8 protein-coding genes are annotated in these 19,553 nt (G+C 65.3%); 3 read left to right on the top strand and 5 right to left on the bottom strand.

Translation table 11 applies throughout. From position 1 onward, the window contains the following. Position 1: 1 nt before the first annotated feature. From ACYVKM_RS14010 to ACYVKM_RS13995, 4 genes are all read right to left on the bottom strand, one after another. The gene (locus ACYVKM_RS14010) at positions 2-6,445 is read right to left on the bottom strand and encodes an amino acid adenylation domain-containing protein (RefSeq protein WP_460878231.1); all 6,444 of its coding nucleotides are present in this window, start codon (positions 6,443-6,445) and stop codon (positions 2-4) included. Further along, positions 6,442-13,710: a hybrid non-ribosomal peptide synthetase/type I polyketide synthase gene (locus tag ACYVKM_RS14005; protein WP_460878230.1), complete on the bottom strand. Its 7,269-nt coding sequence runs from the start codon at positions 13,708-13,710 to the stop codon at positions 6,442-6,444. The genes ACYVKM_RS14010 and ACYVKM_RS14005 overlap by 4 nt, the downstream gene beginning before the upstream one ends. A 53-nt stretch (positions 13,711-13,763) precedes the next feature. After that, on the bottom strand, positions 13,764-14,681 hold the full coding sequence (locus ACYVKM_RS14000; RefSeq protein ID WP_460878229.1) for a cupin-like domain-containing protein: 918 nt from the start codon (positions 14,679-14,681) through the stop codon (positions 13,764-13,766). 204 nt (positions 14,682-14,885) lie between these two features. Further along, positions 14,886-15,743 carry a hypothetical protein gene (locus ACYVKM_RS13995; protein ID WP_460878228.1) on the bottom strand — a complete coding sequence of 286 codons (858 nt, stop codon included), beginning with the start codon at positions 15,741-15,743 and terminating at the stop codon, positions 14,886-14,888. A gap of 78 nt (positions 15,744-15,821) precedes the next feature. Here ACYVKM_RS13995 and ACYVKM_RS13990 point away from each other — a divergent pair, with 78 nt between their 5' ends. From ACYVKM_RS13990 to ACYVKM_RS13980, 3 genes are all read left to right on the top strand, one after another. Beyond that, complete coding sequence (locus tag ACYVKM_RS13990; protein WP_460878227.1) at positions 15,822-16,007, top strand: hypothetical protein; 186 nt, start codon at positions 15,822-15,824, stop codon at positions 16,005-16,007. 94 nt (positions 16,008-16,101) lie between these two features. Continuing rightward, the gene (locus tag ACYVKM_RS13985; protein ID WP_460878226.1) at positions 16,102-17,178 is read left to right on the top strand and encodes a cupin-like domain-containing protein; all 1,077 of its coding nucleotides are present in this window, start codon (positions 16,102-16,104) and stop codon (positions 17,176-17,178) included. A 111-nt stretch (positions 17,179-17,289) separates the two neighbouring features. After that, positions 17,290-17,964 carry a J domain-containing protein gene (locus ACYVKM_RS13980; RefSeq protein ID WP_460878225.1) on the top strand — a complete coding sequence of 225 codons (675 nt, stop codon included), beginning with the start codon at positions 17,290-17,292 and terminating at the stop codon, positions 17,962-17,964. Between the two features lie 32 nt (positions 17,965-17,996). Here ACYVKM_RS13980 and ACYVKM_RS13975 read toward each other — a convergent pair whose 3' ends face one another. Continuing rightward, a complete protein-coding gene (locus ACYVKM_RS13975) occupies positions 17,997-19,397 on the bottom strand; it encodes a TIGR03013 family XrtA/PEP-CTERM system glycosyltransferase (protein WP_460878224.1) in 1,401 nt (466 codons plus the stop codon). Between the last annotated feature and the right edge of the window lie 156 nt (positions 19,398-19,553).

The following is a 19,553-nucleotide window of genomic DNA, read 5'->3' as shown; positions in this document are numbered from 1 at the left end:
GTCAGTGGAATCCCAGCAGCTGGCGCAGGCGTGCACCCAGCGAGCTGGTTTTCGGTTCCGCGCTGGTGACATCGGGCAGTTCCATGGCCAGCGAGGCCATGGTGCCGGTGGCGACATCGAGCAGGTTCAAGCGCACCTTGGTCTCGCGCCGCACACGGGCGACCAGTTCCATCGCCAGCAACGAGTGACCGCCTATATCGAAGAAATTGTCGCTTGGCCGCACTCGCTCCACACCGATGAGCTCGCACCAGACGGTCGCCAGATAGCGTTGGCGCGGATCCTCGATGGGTGCCGCTTCGGCATCAGCGAACGATCCGGTCTTCCACACGGGCAGCGGCAATGCCTTGCGATCGATCTTGCCGTTCGGTGTCTGCGGCAATGTCGCCAGCCGAACCAGGTGCTGCGGCTGCATATAGCCGGGCAACTGCGCCGCCAGCCGCGCCCGCAGCCGCGGCAGCAACGCCTCTTCGGCATCCTCCGAGGCCACATACAAGACCAGGCGACGATCATGTTCGCTGACATCGTGAGCCACGGCGACACAGTCGCTGACCGCCGACTCCTCGCGCGCCACCGCCTCGATCTCGCCAAGCTCGATGCGGAAACCACGCAGTTTCACCTGGAAATCGAGTCGCCCAAGATGCTCCAGCGTGCCATTGGCCAACCAGCGGCCACGATCTCCGGTTCGGTACAGGCGCGCACCCGGTTGATCCGAGAACGGATCGGCGACAAAACGCTCCTGGGTCAGCTCCGGCCGGTGGCGGTAACCGAGAGCGACACCCGCTCCGCCGATCCAGATTTCACCGGGCACGCCGATCGGACAGCGCTGGTGCTGCGCGTCGAGTATCCATACCTGGGTGTTGGCGATCGGCGTACCGATCGAGATGCCCTGTTCGGGACGCTCGACTCGCCAGCAGGTGGACCACACCGTGGTTTCGGTGGGCCCGTAGAGATTCCACACCTCACTGCAGCCGGCCAGCAACTGTGAGGCCAGGTCCGGCGCCAGTGCCTCGCCTCCGCACAGGGCGCGAAAACCAGGCGACCCCGACCAGCCGGACTGCAGCAACACACGCCAGGTAACCGGCGTCGCCTGCATCAGCGTGGCCCGGCTCGCCGCGAGCAAGTTCCTGAGTGTTTCGCCGTCCAGCGCATCCTCGCGCCGGGCCAGCACCACTTCGGCGCCCACGCTGAGCGGGCCGAACAACTCCAGCACCGCGATATCGAATGACAGCGTGGTCACCGCCACCAGTCGGTCGTCCGCGCGCAGTCCCGGTCGTTCGATCATTCCGGCAAGGAAGTTCGCCACCGCACGATGCGGGATTCCCACACCCTTGGGTCGTCCGGTGGAACCGGAGGTATAGATCACGTAAGCGATCGAATCCGCCGTCGCCGCGCCGGCATCGTGACCGATTCGCGTCGTCGGAGCCGCATCCAGTTCCGCGACATCGCGATCGAGCACGAGCACCGGACGTCCGCGCAGATCGAACCGCGACGCGTGCCCATTCTGGGTGACCAGGGCAGCCAGGTTTGCATCCTCGACCATGTAGTCCAGACGCTCGCCGGGGAAATCGGGATCGAGTGGCACGTAGCCGGCACCCGTCTTGAGCACGCCCAGCACCGTGGCCACCATGTCGATGCTGCGGTCCAACGCGATGCCGACCAAGGTCCCGTTGGCGGCGCCGCGCGCGCGCAGCACATGTGCGATGCGATTGGCGCGCGCATCCAGTTCGGCATAGCTCAACGCATGGTCGGCGCAGCGCATGGCCATGCGGTCGGGAGTACGATCACATTGCGCCTCGACCAGCGTATGCATGCACCGATCCGCAACCACGACGGACGTCGCATTCCAGTGCTGCAGCCGGTCCTGCTCATGAGCAGACAACAAGGCCAGCTGGGAAACCGGCCGCTGTGGATCCAGCAGCGCCGACGCCAGCAGCGTCTCGTAGCATTCACGGAAGCGCGCCGCCGTCTCGGCATTGAAAAGATCGGTGTTGTAGGTGATGCCACCCAGCAGGCTCTGCTCCTGTTCGATGAACCACAGGCCCAGATCGTCGGCCGCGCCGCGCTGGAACACCGGCAGGTGCTCATGCCGGAGATCACCCCACGTGCCGATGCGTTGGCGCACATCCTGGAACGAGAACATCGCCTGGTAGACCGGCGGCCGGCTTTCGTCGCGCGGCAGCTTGAGCGACGACACCAGATGCTCGAACGGCACGTCGGGGCAAGTGAACGCATCCAGCACCACGCCGCGTACGGCGCGCAGGACATCCAGGAACGATGACTGCGGATCAAGCTCCACACGCAACGGCAGCGCATTGACGAACAGACCCATCACCGGCTCGAGGTCGACGGCGTCGCGACCGCGCACCGGCGTGCCGACGATCAGGCCGCGCTGGCCACTGAGTCGATGCAGGAGAACGTAGTACGCGGACAGCAGCACCATGAAGGACGTCGCCTCCACGCGCTGGCCCAGCGCATGAATGGCCGCGAGATTCTCGGCAGGCAGCCGGATCCATTCGGTGGCGCCGGCACCCGACATGCGTGCCGGCCGTGGCCGATCGGCAGGCAGTTCGAGCGGCTCCAGCGTTCCGCTCAGGCGCTGCAGCCAGTGAGCCAGCTGGCGGGCAAGTTCGTCGCCGCACATCCAGTCGCGGTGCCAGGCGGCAAAGTCGCCGTATTCGACCGCCAGGGGCGCCAGCGGCGTCGGCTGATCGGCGCAGAAGGCGACGTAGGCACGCGACAGGTCCTCATACAGCAGATCGAACGACCAGCCATCCCAGATGATGTGGTGGGTCATGAAGAAGAACACATGATCCTGCTCGCCGAGCCGGAACAGCCGTGCGCGAAACAGCGGCGCGGTGGTCAGATCGAACGGCTCGGCGATCAGCGCATCGAGACGGCGTTGCAATTCAGGCTCTCGTGCCCCTTCCGGCAAGCCCGACAGATCCTCCACCGGCAGCAGGCTGACCACGACATCGTCGTGGATGCGCTGCATCGTCGATGTCTCGTTCGACTCGATCGACGTGCGCAGCACCGGTTGGCGTCGCACCGTCTCGCACAACGCACGCTCGAAGGCGACTTCGTTCATCGGACCGCGCAGGCGATGCGCGGAAGGCGTGTTGTAGACCACGCGCCCCGGATGCAGCTGTTCGAGATACCACAGCCGCTGCTGCATCGACGACAGCGGTGCGCGCCGCCGATCCGGCAGGCGGGGGATCGATCGTTGCGGCATGGATGCTCCAACGCCATCGTTCATGCGAATGGCTGCCGCAAGGCGTGCCACGGTGGGGGCTTCGAACACGGTGCGCAAGGGCAGCGCCAGCTTCAGGTCGCGGTTGAGCCGCGCCGTGAGCTGGGCAACCAGCAATGAGTGGCCGCCGTGCTCGAAGAAATTGTCGTCCACGCCGAGCGGGCCGCTGCCGAGCGCGCTGGCCATGGCATCCGCCACCCGCTGCTCGAGCTCGTCGCGCGGAGCAAGACGTTCGGCAGTCATGCCGGCGACGGCCGACGGTGCCGGCAGGCGCTTGCGGTCGATCTTGCCGTTGGGCAACAGCGGGATCGCATCGAGCACGATGAAATGCTGCGGGATCATGTATTCGGGCAACACGTCCCGCAGGTGCGCGCGCAACGCGGTCTCGTTCACGCCGGCCCCGGGTGCAGCCACCAGGTACGCCACCAGCCGCGCATCGCCGGGCACATCCTCGCGCACGATGACCACCACGTGGGCCACCCCGGGCTGGCCGGCGAGGTTCGCTTCGATCTCGCCCGGTTCGATGCGGAAGCCGCGCAGCTTGACCTGGAAATCGATCCGGCCCAGATGCTCGATCGTGCCGTTGGCGAGCCAGCGGCCGCGGTCGCCGGTGCGGTAGAGCCGCGCATCGGATCGATCGGTATACGGATCGGCGACAAAACGTTCGGCCGTCAGTTCCGGCCGCTCGAGATAACCGAGCGCGACACTGGCACCGCCGATCCAGAGTTCGCCGGGCACGCCGATCGGACACAGCTGGTGCTGTTCGTCCAGCACCCACACCGTGGTATTCGCGACCGGGCGTCCGATCACGATGCCGGCGCGCGGGTTCTCGACTTTCCAGAAGGTCGAATACACCGTGGCCTCGGTCGGACCGTAGCCATTCCACACCTCGCCGCAACGCGCGAGCAGTGCATCGGCCAGCGTCAGCGACAGCGGCTCGCCGCCGGACACCGCCTTGAAGCGCGGGTGTCCCTGCCAGCCGGCTTCGAGCAGCAGGCGCCAGCCGGCCGGCGTGGCCTGCAGGTAGTTCGCTTCACTGGTTTCGATGAGCGTGCGCAACGCGGTGCCGTCGCGAACCTGCTCGCGGCTCGCCACGATCACCTGGGCGCCGACGGCCAGCGGCAGCATCAGTTCCATGAAGGCGATGTCGAACGACAGCGTGGTCACCGCCACCAGCCGGTCGTCAGCCTCGATGCCCGGTGCCTGCTGCATCGCGGTGAGGAAATTGGCGGTCGCCCGATGCGGCACCAGCACGCCCTTCGGATTGCCGGTGGAACCGGAGGTGTAGATCACGTAGGCCACGGATTCCGGCGTGCTTGCATCCGTGTCGCGTCCGATACGCGCGGTCGCCGCCTGCTGCAGTTCCGCGGCCAGCTGGTCCAGCGCCAGTACCGGTCGCCCGCGCAGATCGAAACGCGCCGCGTGTTCGCTCTGCGTGACCAGGGCGGCGAGACCCGCGTCACTGACCATGTAATTCAGGCGCTCCAGCGGGAACCCCGGATCGAGCGGCACGTAGCCGGCACCCGCCTTCAGGACGCCGAGCAAGGCCGCCACCATGTCGATGCCACGATCCAGCGCAATGCCGACCAGCGCGCCACGGCGCACGCCGTTCGCCCGCAGCAGATGGGCGATGCGGTTGGCGCGCAGCTCGAGTTCGGCATAACTCAGCGCGGTGGTGCCCGCGCGCACCGCCACGCGATCGGGCGTGCGGTCGCACTGCGCCTCGAAGAATTCGTGTGCACGCCGCTCCACGTCGAATGGCGTGGCCGTCGGCTGCAGTGCCAGCAGTTCACCACGCGCGGATTCGCTCACTAGCGGCAGCGCGCCAAGCATCGCCTCGGGTCGCTCGACGGCCGCGCGCAGCAGGGTTTCGTAGGCGGCCAGCCAGCGGCGCACCGTGGCGGCGTCGAACAGGTCGCGGTTGTACTGGCATTCCAGCCGCAGCTGGCCATGCTCCTGCACCGCATTGATGAACAGCTCGAAGTTCTCGAAGCTGCGCGCGGTACTGGAGAACTCCATCGCCAGCCCCGGGAACGCGGTCGCCTCGTGGTCGAGTGCCTGGTCGATGTTGAACAGCACACTGACCAGCGGCAGCCGGCTCGGGTCGCGGCCCATGCCGAGCTTCTTCAACAAGGTGCCGAAGGTGTACTGCTGGTGATCGAGTGCATCCAGCAGCGTGGCCTGGTTCGCCTTGAGCAGTTGTGCAAAGGGTATCGCCGGATCTGGCGTGAAGCGCAGCGGCAGCAGGTTCACGCCGTGTCCGACCAGGTCCTGGTGGCCATTGAGGGCCTGTGCCGCGGCAGGAATGCCGATCACCACGTCGGCTTGCCCGGCCACCCGCGCCAGCACCGCGGCAAAACTGCCGAGCAAGGTGGCGAACAGACTGGCCCCGCGATGCGCGCCGAGCTGCTTGATCGCCGTGAGCAGGGCGGCATCGAGCACGTAATCCTCGCGCGCCGAGGCAAACGTGCGGCGCGGCGGTCGCGGACGGTCGGTCGGCAGCTCGAGTACCGGCGCACCGTCGGCATAACGTGCCAGCCAGTACGCCTCGTCGGCGGCCAGCGCGCGGATGTCCGGATGCGCTGCCTGGGCCAGCGCGAAATCGGCAAACGAATCGGTGGCCGGGGGCGTTTCCACCCATGTCCCGTGACGCCCGGCATACAGGGCGGCGAGCTCGCGCACGATCACCCACCACGACCAGCCATCGCAGATGATGTGATGCGCCGTCAGTATCAGCACATGGTCGTCGGCGCCGCAGCACACCAGTTCGGCACGGAACAGCGGTCCCTGCTCGAGCACGAACGGCGTTTCCACGGCACCGCGCTTGTGTTCGGCGAGCGCGCTGTCGCGTGCCTCGCCGGCCAGCGGGGTCAGATCGGTTTCCGGCAGCGCCAGTGCGAGCCGTTCGAGCACGCAGAATGTCTCGCCATCCGGGCCGAACGTCGCCCGCAATGCATCGTGGCGGTCGACCAGCTCCTGCAGTGCCGCGTGCAGGGCCTCGCGATCGAGCGCGCCGCGCAGACGCAGCGTGACCGACTCGTTGTAGGCCAGCGAAGCTTCCGGACCGAGTTTCGCGGCCAGCCAGATCTCGCGCTGCGATTCGGTGCTGGGCACCACGCGCAGCAGCGGGACCGCACCAAACGGATCGTAGTCGACGGCGGTCAGCGCGACCCGCGCGGACTCGCTCGCCGTGTTCATCCGCCCACCTTCATGAACTTGCCGGCCTGATCGGGATTGGGCACGAACCAGCACGGACGGCCGTCGAGGTCGCGCCCGAGTCGCGCACCCGGCAGCGGCGGCGCATTCGCATCCATGACCGTGTGGATGGTCGCGGTGCGCCGCGGCAGGAACTCGGCCTCCTGCAGTTCGATCACCGAATCCTTGTAGGCCTGGATGATGCGCTGGAAGTCTTCCTCGCTATGCGCGCTGGTGAAAAAGCACGGGAAATTGTCCAGGATGTGGATGCCGCGGCTGCGCATCATCGCGAACAGCAGATCCTGCAGCGGGTGATCCTCCAGGAACTGGGTCTTCCACACCGAGGCAAACTGCTTGATCGCGATCGGCGCACCCACTTCGCTGCAGAAGGCATTGAGTTCGTCGGCCAGTGCCGTCGTGCGTGCGTTGACGCGCTCCTGCAGCGCGGGACCAGCCTCCTTCATGTGTTCCAAAACCGCCTTGGCCGCCGCCAGTGCGAGCGGATGGCGCACGAAGGTACCGGCGAAATAGGTAACCCCCACGGTCGGCACCGAATCGTCGCCGAACTGCCACGCCCCGCCGTCGAGCGCATCCATGTATTCACGCTTGCCGGCGATGACGCCGATCGGATAACCGCCGCCGACGACCTTGCCGTAGGTGGCGATGTCGGCCTTGATGCCGAACAGGGCCTGGGTGCCGCCCGGATGCGCACGGAAGCCGGTGACGATCTCGTCGAAAATGCACAGCGTGCCCGACGCTGCCGTGATCGCGCGGACTTCCTTGAGGAATTCGACCGGCTGGAAGTCGGGACGTCGGCTCTGCACCGGTTCGATCAGCACTGCCGCCAGTTCGTGCGCGCGGGTGCGGATGATTTCCAGCGATTCCGGCGTGCCGTAGTCGAGCACCAGCACGTTCTCGGCGGTGTTGCGCATGATGCCCGGCGCCGCCGGTACCGCACGCAGCTTCTTCGTGCCGCGCACGATGACCTCGTCGATGATGCCGTGGTACGAACCCGTGAACAGCGCCACCGTGCTGCGACCGGTCACCGTGCGCGCGATGCGCAACGCACCCAGGACTGCCTCCGACCCGGTATTGCACAGTGCCGCGCGATCGTGCCCGGTGATCTCGCAGACCAGGCGAGCCACCTCGCCGGACAACGGATGCTGCGGGCCGATCTCGTAACCGAGATCGAGCTGGCGGCGCACGGCATCGACGATGAAATCGGGCTGCCAGCCGAACAGGCTCATGCCGAAGCCGTTGAGCGCGTCGACGTACTCGTTGCCATCCAGGTCCCACATATGGGAACCCTTGGAGCGGCCGATCACGATCTGGTAGACGATTTCCTTGAGCAGCGGCCGGAAGCCGTTGACCACCCGCGGATCGGCCATGTGCGGGCGGTGGGTCTCGGTGTAGTCCCTGGATTTCCGCGTCCGCGTCACATAGCGCTGGATGAACTGGTCGAGGCGACCCTGCTGGCGCGCGGACAATTCGAGCTTGCCGGCGGTGTCGATGCGGGCGATCGCGCCGAAAGCCTTCTTCACGTCGTACCTGGTGTGCGCGAGTGCGGCTTCCTCGTCACCGGGAGGCGTGGCGGCAGCCGGTGCTGGGGCCACGGCCGGCACGGCGACCACGGCGGCAGGCACCGGAGCGGCTGGCGCGAGTGGAGCCGCAGCGCCGACATGGCCGGCCAGCAGCGCCAGCTGCTGCGCCATCAGCTGCATCTGCTGCTCGATCACCTGCTGCACGTAGTCGTTGTTCATGGCTGTCCCCTGCGCCGGCCGTGCCGGCAGCACTGGTCCCGGGGTGGCGGCCAACACCGGCGCCACAGCCGGCGATGGCGCTGCCTCGGCGGGCAACTGCTCGTCGATCAGGCTGGCGAGCTGGTCGATGCTCGAATAATCGGTCATCAACTGGCGGAACGTGATGGTGACCGGGAACATCTTGGAAAGATGCAGCGCCATCTGCGTCAGCATCAGGCTGTCGAGACCGAGCTCGATGAAATGGGTCGCGTCATCGGTATCGGCCAGGTCGATGCCGGCCACATCCTCGAAGGCTGCCTTCAATTGCGCGATCAGGCGCGGCCGACGATTGGCAGCGGGTACTGCCTGTGCTGCTGGAGCAATCGACATCGGGAGTTCCTCGATAGGCGTGGGCGCCGCGGCAGCCGCCGGCATGGCTCCGGCGGCCATTGGGGCACTGGCCGCGACGGCCTCGACCCAGCAGCGCTGAGGTTCAAACGGATAGGACGGCAACAACACCCGATGGCGTGTCCCGCGCCGGTCGAGCTGCGCCGGATCGATCGCCACGCCGCGACACCAGAGCTGGCCGACCGCAAGACGGAAGGCCGCCACCTCTGCCACCGGCGTGTCGGCCAAGGTCGACAAGGCCACCACCTGGCTGCGCTGCGCGCCGAGATGCTGGCGCGCCAAGGTGCTCAGCGTGGCGCGTGGCCCGACTTCCAGCAGCACCCGCGCAGGTGCATCGAGCACGCGACCGAGCGCTGTGGAAAAGCGTACCGGCCGGCGCAGGTGATCCGTCCAGTACTCAACCGAGCTGGCCTGATCTGCGCCAAGCCAGTCGCCCGTCGCCGTCGACACCATCGGCAACCGGGGTGCACCGCGTACCGCCTTGGCCACCTCGGCGCGGAATGGCGCCAGCACCGGATCCATCATCGCCGAGTGGAACGCATGCGAGGTCTTCAACAGACGACAGGCAACGCCGTCGGCATCCAGCGCAGCCTGGAACCGCGCGATCGCGTCATGCGGCCCGGCGACCACGCACAGGCCAGGGGCATTCTCCGCCGCCAGTGAAAGATCGGTCGGCAAGCGCGCCTGCAGCGCCGCCAGCGGCAGGCGCACCGACAACATGCCGCCTTCCGGTTGCGCCTGCATCAGCGCACCGCGACGTGCGACCAGATGCAGCGCATCATGCAGTCCGAATACGCCAGCCAGGGTCGCAGCGACGAACTCGCCCACGCTGTGGCCGACCATCGCCGCCGGCGTGATGCCCAGGCTCATCCACAACTGGGCCAGCGCGTATTCGATCGCGAACGTGGCCGGCTGCATGACCGCCGTGGGCAACAAGGCCTCGGCATCGTCGGCGAAGACCCGTTCGCGCAGATCAAAACCTAGCTCTCCAAGCAAGGCTTCGGCGCAGGCATCGAAGGCACTGCGGAAAGCCGGCTCGCTGGCATACAGCTCGCGCCCCATGCCAGCGTATTGCGCACCCTGGCCGGGGAACAGGAACACCACGTCGCTGGGGCGGGCCGGATGACTGCGGGCCACCGCGGCGGCGGTTTCCGGACTGCGAAGCCGGGCAACGGCGGTGTCGATGTCCTCGGCCACCACCACTGCACGATGCGCAAAGGCCTTGCGACCCACGGCCAATGTCCATGCAACATCGGCGAGGTTGATCCCGGGCCGGGCGATCAGGTGATCCGTCAACCGCGTCACCGCCGCGCCGAGCGCGCTGGCCGTGCGTGCCGACAGCAGCAGCAGTTGCGGCCCGCTCGCGGCATCGGAAGGCGGCTGCGGCGGCGCCTGCTCCATCACCACATGTGCATTGGTGCCACCGACACCGAACGAGCTGACGCCCGCACGCAAGGGTGCGCCATCGGGCCGCCACTCCTGCAATTGATGATTGACCACGAACGGGGAGCCGGCGAAATCGATGCCCGGGTTGGGCGACTGGAAATGCACGGTCGGCGGAATCCGCTGCTCGGCCAGCGCGAATGCCGTCTTGATCACGCCTGCCGCGCCGGCGGCAATCACCATGTGGCCGACATTGCTCTTGACCGATCCGACATGACAGAAACCGATGTCGCTGGTGCTGCGCCGGAAGGCGCTGGTGAGGCCCTCGATCTCGATCGGATCGCCGATCGGCGTGGCCGTGCCATGCGCCTCCACATAGGAAATGCTGCGCGCCTCGACGCCGGCATCGGCGTGGGCCATCGCGATCACCGCCGCCTGTCCGGCACTGCTTGGCGCCATGAAACTGGCCTTGGTCGCGCCGTCGTTGTTGACCGCGCCGCCGCGGATCAGCGCATAGATCGGGTTGCCGTCGGCGATCGCATCCGACAGCCGCTTGAGCAACACCACCGCGGCGCCGTCGCTGAACACGGTGCCGCGCGCATCCGCATCGAAGCTGCGCGTATGCCCATCCGGCGAAAGCATGGTGCCTTCCTGGGAGAGATAGCCGCTGCGTGGCGGACAGGTGATCGATGCACCGCCGGCCAGGGCCATCGCACAACGACCTGCGCGCAGTGCGTCGAAGGCCTGGCAGATCGCCACCAGCGACGTGGAGCAGGCGGTATTCATGCTGATCGCCGGACCAGTCAGGTTGAGCCGGTGGGCGACACGGGTGGCAATGAAGTCCTTCTCGTTCGCCAGCATGACCTGGAAGTCGCCGAGCTTGTCGATCAGATCCGGTCGCGTGCTGAGGTGCCGCTGGAAATAGGTGGCGTGGTACATGCCGCCAAACACGCCGACCGGTGCCGTGTGCGCATCCGGCACGTGGCCGGCGCGCTCGAGGCATTCCCAGCACAGCTCGAGGAAGATCCGCTGCTGCGGGTCCATCAGCTCCGCCTCGCGCGGCGGGATGCCGAAGAACGCGGCGTCAAAGTTCTCCACGCCGTCGATGATCCCGCGTGCGGCCACATAGGCCGGGTCGCGACGCTGTTCCGGCGGGATGCTCGGGTCGAGCTCGTCGGCGCCAAAGAACGTGATCGATTCCCGGCCCTCGCACAGGTTGCGCCAGAACGCCTCGACGTCACCCGCGCCCGGGAAACGCCCGGCCATCGCGATGATGGCGACCGGCTCGGCATCGGTACCACCCTCGCCGCGTGACATGTGATGCGTGATGGGCGTGCCCTGCGTCCTTCCCTCCATCGCCACCACCAGCGCCGCGGGCGTGGGATTCTGGAAAAACGCCAGCATGGTCAATTCATGCGCCGCCAGCTTGTTGAGTTGATTGACGGCACGAACGGCTGACAGCGAGTCGCCGCCGAGGTCGAAGAAATTATCGTCGCGACCCACGCGATCCAGTCCGAGCAGTTCGCCGAATACGGTGCATGCCTGCTGCTCCATGGACCCGACAGGATCCATGTACGGCACGGCAAGCTGGGGCCGGCTGGAATCCGGCACGGGCAGCGCGCGGCGGTCGATCTTGCCATTGGCGGTCAATGGCAGCGCGTCAAGCCGCACGTAGCACGCCGGCACCATGAATTCAGGCAGGCTCACGCCCAGATGACCACGCAGCGCCTGTGCCGTCACCTTGCCGCGGATGCACACGTAATACGCCACCAGGCGCTTGCGGCCGGGCTGATCCTCGCGCGCCATCACGGCACAGGCACCGATGGAGCGATGGCGTGCCAGCGCTGCCTCGATCTCCCCGGTTTCGATGCGATAGCCGCGAATCTTGACCTGGCCATCCATGCGACCGACGAATTCGATGCATCCGTCCGACAGATAGCGCACCAGATCGCCGGTGCGATACAAGCGCTCGCCCTCATTGCCGAACGGATCGGGAACGAAGCGCTCGGCGCTCAGCTCGGGGCGTCGCAGGTACCCGCGCGCGACTCCGACGCCACCCACGAACAACTCCCCGACAACGCCGATCGGCAGCAGCTCCATGCGTTGATTGAGCACATATAGCTGGGTGTCGGCGATGGGACGGCCGATCGGAATCGTGGGCGCATCAGGCGCGAGATCGCGCGGCACGCGATAGGTGGTGGTGAACGTCGTGCATTCGGTCGGGCCGTAGGGATGAATGATGGTCGTTTCCGGCAACGCATCCAGCGCCCGCCGCACATGCCGGACGGATACCTTCTCGCCACCGGTGAACAATTCATCCAATCCGGCCAGGTGGCGCGGATCGACATCGACAATGGCATTGAACAGCGCGGTGGTGAGGAATGCCGTACTGACCTTGTGCCGCGCAATGGTGCGCGCGAGACCGGTGCCGGTGGGGATGGCCTCGTCATGCACGATGACGCAGCCGCCATTGAGCAGCGCACCCCAGATCTCCAGCGTCGAGGCATCAAAGCCCAACGGAGCGGCATGCAACAACCGCGTGTCGGAACCCAGCGTGATGTAGTCGACTCCGCACACCAGGCGAATGATCGAGCGATGCCGGATCTCCACGCCCTTGGGCGTACCGGTCGAGCCGGAGGTGTACATTACATAGGCCAGCGCGTCGCCATCCAGCACGACGGGCGCGCAGGCTGCGTCGATGTCCTCCTCGGACGCGCCCGCGACGGCCACACGCATGATCGAGCCGGCGAGCGGCAACACCCGGTCGACGCGCGGAGTCACCACGACGCGCACCCCGGCGTCGTCCAGCATGAACGCCACGCGCTCTTCCGGATAAGCCATGTCGAGCGGCAGGTAGGCCGCCCCCGCTTTCAACACGCCGAGAATCGCGCTTACTGCGTCGACCGAGCGATCCAGCATCACGCCCACGATCGCACCCGGTGCAACGCCGGCATCACGCAGACGCGCCGCCAGCCCGTCCGAGCGCCGGTCCAGCTGCGCATAGGTGAGGCTGTCCTGGTCATCGACCACCGCGATCTTGTCCGCATGTTTCCCGGCAACGGCCGCGAACAGGCCATGCACCGTATCCTCGGCGCGCCGCGGTACGTTGGTGGCATTCCATTCGACCAGGAGCCGATGGCGTTCGGCCGGATCGAGAATGTCGATCGATTCCAGCGCGCAATCCTGCGGTACCCCGAATGCACCCAGGGTGCGCAGGACGCAGCCGGCAAGCAGGTCAGCGGACGCCTCATCCAGCGATCCGCGAAAATCGACATGCAGCAGCGCTCCGCCCGCCAGGTGCAGTCGCCATGCCAGTTGTGCCGACACTTGACTGGAAGCGAGTAGTGCTTCGTCGTCATGAACGAACCATGCACTGTGCGCCGGCGCATCTGTCGGCTCGCCGAACGGACGCGTACTGATTTCGAGCCATGCATCGCGCGATCCCTTGCGCGGCGTCTCAATGGAACGCTGCGCGGCGCCATGCATTCCCCATGCTGTCGCAAGTACTGAGTCGGCACCGGTCAGGCGCGATTCGACCAACACCAGGGCCGCACTCAGCAGTTGTGCGGGACCAATCGAACGTCGGCGCACAGCGTCAACCAGCGCGGTGGCCAACGCAGCATCAAGCGTGTACTGCCGATGCTGCCACGCGTCGCCCACACCCGTGGACTGGCTTGGCAGCACATCGAGCAGCCCCATGTTTTGCATATCGCCATGCGCCATGATCTGGATACTCATCGAACTTGCTTGTGTGCCTGCCGACGATCGGGATGACCAACCGGCCATCGGACTCAATCATCGGAGGCGTAGGGCACTCCATCGGAACGTGTTGGCCGCCCGAACCAGCGGCGGGTGGATCTGCGCAAATCGTCTGCAGTGCGGGCACCTGCATGCATCCATGCATCGAACAACGGTCGCTGGCCGACCGGGGGCAGCCCGATCCCGATCCCGCGCATGCGGTCGCGCACGACGTGCAGCAACGCGTTGCGACGCGAGGCCTGGGTGTTGTAGCTGAGGCTCAAGGTGATGGATGGCTCGTCACTGGTCTCGACCATGTGCGGGCTGGTCAATGGCATGTACACGCCCATGCCGGGCCGCAGGTGGAATACGTGCGCGCGGGCGCGGAACTCCTCGTTCCACTTCACCAGGGCAAGTTCGCGATGACCATGGAACCAGTCACGCGCGCGATCGCTGACCACCGTGGCATCGTCGGGGTCCCACACATAGACGGTCTTGGTGCCGCGCACTTGCAGCAGGATGCCGTGGTTGCGGTCGATGTGGAACGGCGTGACCGTGTGCGGCGAGGACACGAAAATCCAGCCGGCCCGGTAGCACATGCCGGGGTCTTTGTGCTCGATCTGCGGCTTGACCTCATCGAGTACGGAGTCGACGAGCGCACGATAGGCAGGATCAGCCTGCACGTGGCGGAGCAGCATCCATGCCTTGGCGTGGCTGATGTCCTGCAGGGTTTCCTGCGCGGACTTCCGGTTCGGATGGGTGCTTCCCACCTCGTTGAAATTCGCGGCTGCGGTGGCGTCGTTGCTGAACGAGTAGAGCTGGGCCGCCCGCTCAAGGCGCCGGCCGAACTCCACCAGCTGGCCGGGCTGCAGCAATGGATGCTCCATCAACCGATGCCGCACCGCCTGGGGCCGCCATGGATCGAACGCGGCCCAATCGGCATCGATGAGCCCAGTGGCCCTGGCATTCATGATTTCCGCCCCCCATCCCTTTGCGGAGACCGTTAGTTTCCGCTTCTGTGACGGCCGTGTCACTATTCAAAGCGGTAAATGTGGTAATCCCTCCGGGATAGGCCATGAGGCACATCGCGGCAGCCTGCCTCACGCGCACGCACCCGAATCCTTGGGCGTGCACCGCGCCATGTGATGTTTCGCCCTACGCTCCAGCGGCAGTGGCTATTCGCCGGACTGGAACGCGAACAACCACAGGATCGCCCCCTGGGCCGGACTGCCTGTCCAGGTGACGCTGTAGGTGCCGGCCGCCTTCACCTGCCTGAATGCCACGGCACACTGCGTGCCACTGTTCGGCGGCAACTCCAGGAAGCTGTCAATCACCTTGAACCCGTTGTCGGGCACGGCCGTCATCGAATAGACGGTGGCATCGCCCCACCACACCGCGATCAGGGTCGCCGGTCCGGTCGTGGTGACGCTGCCGCTGGTCAGCGCAGTGCTGGAAACCGAGGGGTCGCCGGCGACATCGTGCCAGACGCGCGCCAGCTTGTTGGCAGCCCTGCCGACGGTCCCGGGGACCGGGTAATTCTGCGCGACATCCTTCAGTACGCCGGCATGCCTGATCTCGATGATGGGCACCGAGATCTCCCCCGCCGCATCACCGCTCTTCGTGACGCTGACCGTGTGGTTGGCGCCACCCCTGGCCGAAAGCGCCACATAGGCCCGGGCGTTGAACTTGCCGTCATAGCCGTTGTAGGTGACGCTGGGACCCAGCTGCTTCCACGTATTCGAGTAACTGTCGGTCGGATCATCCGAATTGCTCGCATAGCTGCTGACCAGAACCAGTAGCGAACTGCCGCTTGCCGCGGTCTCGATCGGCTTGCTGACCGCCGGACTGCTTCCCTTTCCCTCCGTCTGCACGAGCAAGGCATGCGCACCCAATGCGGGAGCCAGTGCCGGCAGCGGCGCATCGGTGGAAGGCGTGCCATGGGCGCCACCAATCACCGTGGCCAGCAGCGCGGCAGCCACGGCTTCGCGGAGGTTGCGATGTCTTGCAGCATGACGCCCGGAATCATTGCGCATGAGGCAGCCCCTTGTCGGTTTGTCGGGTCGATGCGCGTTCCATTTTGTCAGGATGCGAGACGGGCAGGTATCTCGCGCATGGCCTACACCGCGCTCGCCATCCATGTGCATGCAGGACATGCGGCATCCGGGTCGGCCGCGACACGATCGCGCGAGACGACATCGAAACAGATCCTCGTCATGCGGATCAGCGTCGAGCTGATTGACTCTGCTCGACGTCCGCGCCGCTACCAGAAAAGTCCCGACAAAATGCTTTCCGCATGATCTTTCGATGCTCCTGCATGACAACTTTCGACGCATGAATTTGCTGAATTGACACTGCAAAAAAGCCCGCGTAGCGTCATTCGCGATTGATACGTTGCATCAGTCGGTCGGCCATCTGGCGACCCTCCCGGCTTGGCGTGCAGGAGCCACTCCGCTGAATACCGCAGCCATCCATCCGGATGCTCGCGCTGCCTCGGTGCAGACCCGGGTCGCGGTGGAACGTCTTCGTGCCGATGACTTGCCCTATGCGTCTTTCGTGCGCGAATACGTGGCCACGAACCGGCCGGTCGTAGTGGAAAACGCGATGCGGGCATGTCCGGCCATGGGCAAGTGGACCCCTGAATTCTTCAAGCACCAGTTCGGTGCGAAGCAGGTCAATGTCAGCCACAGCCAGCGGATGACGTTCGATGCCTTCATCGATGCCGTACTGGCCTCACGCGAGGATGCCCCCGGACCCTACATGTACCGGCTGTTCATCGGCCCGCATCTGCCGGAGCTGCTGCCCGATCTCGAACCGCAGAATCCCTATGCATTTCCGCGGCGACTGGCCAGCCCGTTGATGCTGCGGCCATGGAGACGGCCGGACGGCTATCTCAAGTTGTTGATTGGCGGCACCGGCGGCCACTTCCCGATATTGCACTATGACGGCGAGAATGGGCACGCAACGATCACCGAGATCTACGGGGACAAGGAATTCATTCTTTATCCTCCGGAGGATTCCGCCTATGTGTATCCGAAATCAGGCATACCCAATCAATCGCTGATTCCGGATGTGCAGCACCCCGATCCCGAACGATTTCCTTTATTCGCCAAGGCCACCCAGTACCATACCGTGCTGCGCCCCGGCGACATGGTTTTCGTCCCTTCCCGCTGGTGGCATGCCGCACGCGCTCTCACACCATCGATATCCATTTGCCAGAACATGTTCGATGCTTCGAACTGGTCCGGCTACGTCAATGAGATTTGCCCGCCTGTTGCCGGCCTGCGCGGCCTCAAACGCATGGCGAAGAAGGCCTACCTGACCGGCCTTGGCAACATCCTCTCGACACTCGAGCGGGAACCCCGTCGCCATGGTGCGCTCGCGGTGCGCATTGCACGGCTGGCGCCAGTCAGCATCGACGATGTGGGCGATTCCAGTACCTGGCCCGTCGGCAGCTGGGATGCGAACTGACATCCCGGCCAACCTGGTTGAAATTTCCGGCCGGAAATGCGGCATGCTGTGGACTGCGGCCGCGAGTCAGGCCGCGACCTATCCAATTCACCGCGTGTCAGGGGGAGAGACGTGGCCCGCGAGACCGATTTTCTCGATCTGTACAAGATCCTGGGATTGAACCCCGGCTGCGATTTGGCCGAGTTCAAAAAGGCTTATCGCCGCCGCGTGTCCGTGCTGCATCCCGATCGTCGAAACGGCGGGGGTCGCAATAACGTCATTGCGGCGGAGAGACTGCAGCAGCTCACCGCACTATACGGTGCAGCGATGGAATTCCAGCGTCGGCACGGGCGCCTTCCGGGCGCCATGCATGTGCGACAGCCTCAAGACACTGTCGTCCAGCCGCCCTCACCTCAGCGTTCGCTTACCCCTGCGCCACGCCACTCGCGCCGGCTGGTGGTTGTATTGGCAGTGGCAGCCGGTCTCGTGTGGCTGCTGTGGGATTCCGCATGGCTCCCATGGAATAGCGAATCCGGACCATTCACGACCGTATCTCAACCGCTTGCCTCGGCGAACGGCACCTCTGGTGAACGGGTAGCTGCGGCGGCGCCTTCCATGCTCGAACTCGGCATGGACACCGGTACCGTGCGCGCCATCCAGGGTGACCCCGTGATCAGCGGCGCAGATCATTGGGAATACGGGCCGTCATGGATTCGTTTCGAAAACGGCAAAGTCGTGGACTGGTACAGCTCGCCGCTGAACCCGCTCAGGACAGCCACCGCGCATCCAGCGCACACGCGCGACTGAGCTGGAAACGAGCGGCATCAGCCTTTCGGCAATCAGCGCGCGCCACGCCTGAACAGCACGACCTCGACCGTCTGAATCAGGATCAGCACGTCGAACAGCAGGTTCTGGTTTTTGACGTAATACAGGTCGTACTTGAGTTTCTCGGCCGCATCGTCTTCGGAGGCGCCATAGGGAAACCGCAGCTGTGCCCACCCTGCCAGACCCGGCTTCAGGCAGTGGCGCAGATCGTAGTAACGGATTTTCTGCGCCAGATCGGCAACAAACTGCGGACGCTCGGGACGCGGACCGATGAAGCTCATTTCACCCTTGAGCACGTTCCACAACTGCGGCAGTTCGTCCAGCCGCACCTTGCGGATGAACCGGCCGACATGGGTGACGCGATCGTCGTTCTTGCTGGCCCAGCGCGCCACGCCGTCCAGTTCGGCATCGGTGCGCATGCTGCGGAATTTGATCAGATGGAACGTCCTGCCGTGCGCGCCAACGCGTTCCTGGCGATAGAGAATGGGTTGGCCGGCACCTGATTCGATGCGAATCGCCAACACCACCAGCAGCATCAGCGGCCACGTCAACAGCAATACCAGTAAGGCGACACCCAGATCGAAACAGCGCTTGCTGAGCAGACGCACCGGCGTGGCATTGAAGCCGCCCGAGAAGACGAACCAGGATGGATCAGTAAACGGCAGCTGCAAGCGGCCCGCCTCGCGTTCGAAAAACGTGGTCATGTCGGTGACATCAATGCCCAGCTGCCGACATTCGAGCAAATCCTCGATCGGCAAACCGCCGCGACGATCGTCGACACCGACCACGATCTCATCGACCTGCTCACGCTGGGCTAGGACATGCAGGGGCGTGTCCGAAGCCCATACCTGCTCGGTTGGTACGACAATTTTCTCGCCCGGCCGTGGCACGAAGCCCGCCACGATGAAGCCACGTCGATCCGAGCGTCGACGCATGTGGTTGTGGATCTGCGCGGCACGTGTCCCGGCACCGAGTATCAGTATGCGTCGCTTGAATACATCGACGTCCACAAGACGCAGAAACAGCGCGCGGAAGCCGGTTACCGCAACAAAACCCAGCCCCAGTGCAATACTCAATACACCACGGCCAACATAGGCTTGGGGAACGACGTAATACGCCACGACGAGCCCGAAACCACCGAGGACAAAGCCCACGGCCTGGCGCGCCAGCAGGCCAAACCAGCTGGTACGCATATGCGCCTGGTATTGACCCAGTGCAGCCAGGCCGAGCAGGAGGACGCCTCCGAAGATCAGCGAGCGTTCGGGCAGATGCCGCGAAAACTCCGTCAGTTCGTCCGCATGCCGGAAATAGCGCAGGTACATCGCGACATTCAGCGAAATCGCCAGCAACAGGAACTCGCCCAGGCCCAGCAACAGGAGCCAGCGCGTGGCGTGCTTGCTCATGAACTTGTACATGACACTCCCCCGTTCAACTCGTCTTCCGCTCACACGCGTCGAATCGTCTGCCCCTCGTGCAGGTGGATTTCGAGGTTATCGCCTGCTCCGGCACGGTGTCCATGCATCCAGAACGTCTACGCCTTATCGCGGATGTCCGGTGCCGGGGTTTCACAG

Source organism: Rhodanobacter koreensis (genome assembly GCF_054782855.1).
This window is presented reverse-complemented; position numbering and strand designations above follow the sequence as displayed.

Coding starts and splice junctions, on each gene's coding strand:
- ACYVKM_RS14010 (WP_460878231.1), bottom strand. CDS start 6,445: ATGAACACGGCGAGCGAGTCCGCGCGGGTCGCGCTGACCGCCGTCGAC.
- ACYVKM_RS14005 (WP_460878230.1), bottom strand. CDS start 13,710: ATGAGTATCCAGATCATGGCGCATGGCGATATGCAAAACATGGGGCTG.
- ACYVKM_RS14000 (WP_460878229.1), bottom strand. CDS start 14,681: ATGAATGCCAGGGCCACTGGGCTCATCGATGCCGATTGGGCCGCGTTC.
- ACYVKM_RS13995 (WP_460878228.1), bottom strand. CDS start 15,743: ATGCGCAATGATTCCGGGCGTCATGCTGCAAGACATCGCAACCTCCGC.
- ACYVKM_RS13990 (WP_460878227.1), top strand. CDS start 15,822: ATGGCCTACACCGCGCTCGCCATCCATGTGCATGCAGGACATGCGGCA.
- ACYVKM_RS13975 (WP_460878224.1), bottom strand. CDS start 19,397: ATGTACAAGTTCATGAGCAAGCACGCCACGCGCTGGCTCCTGTTGCTG.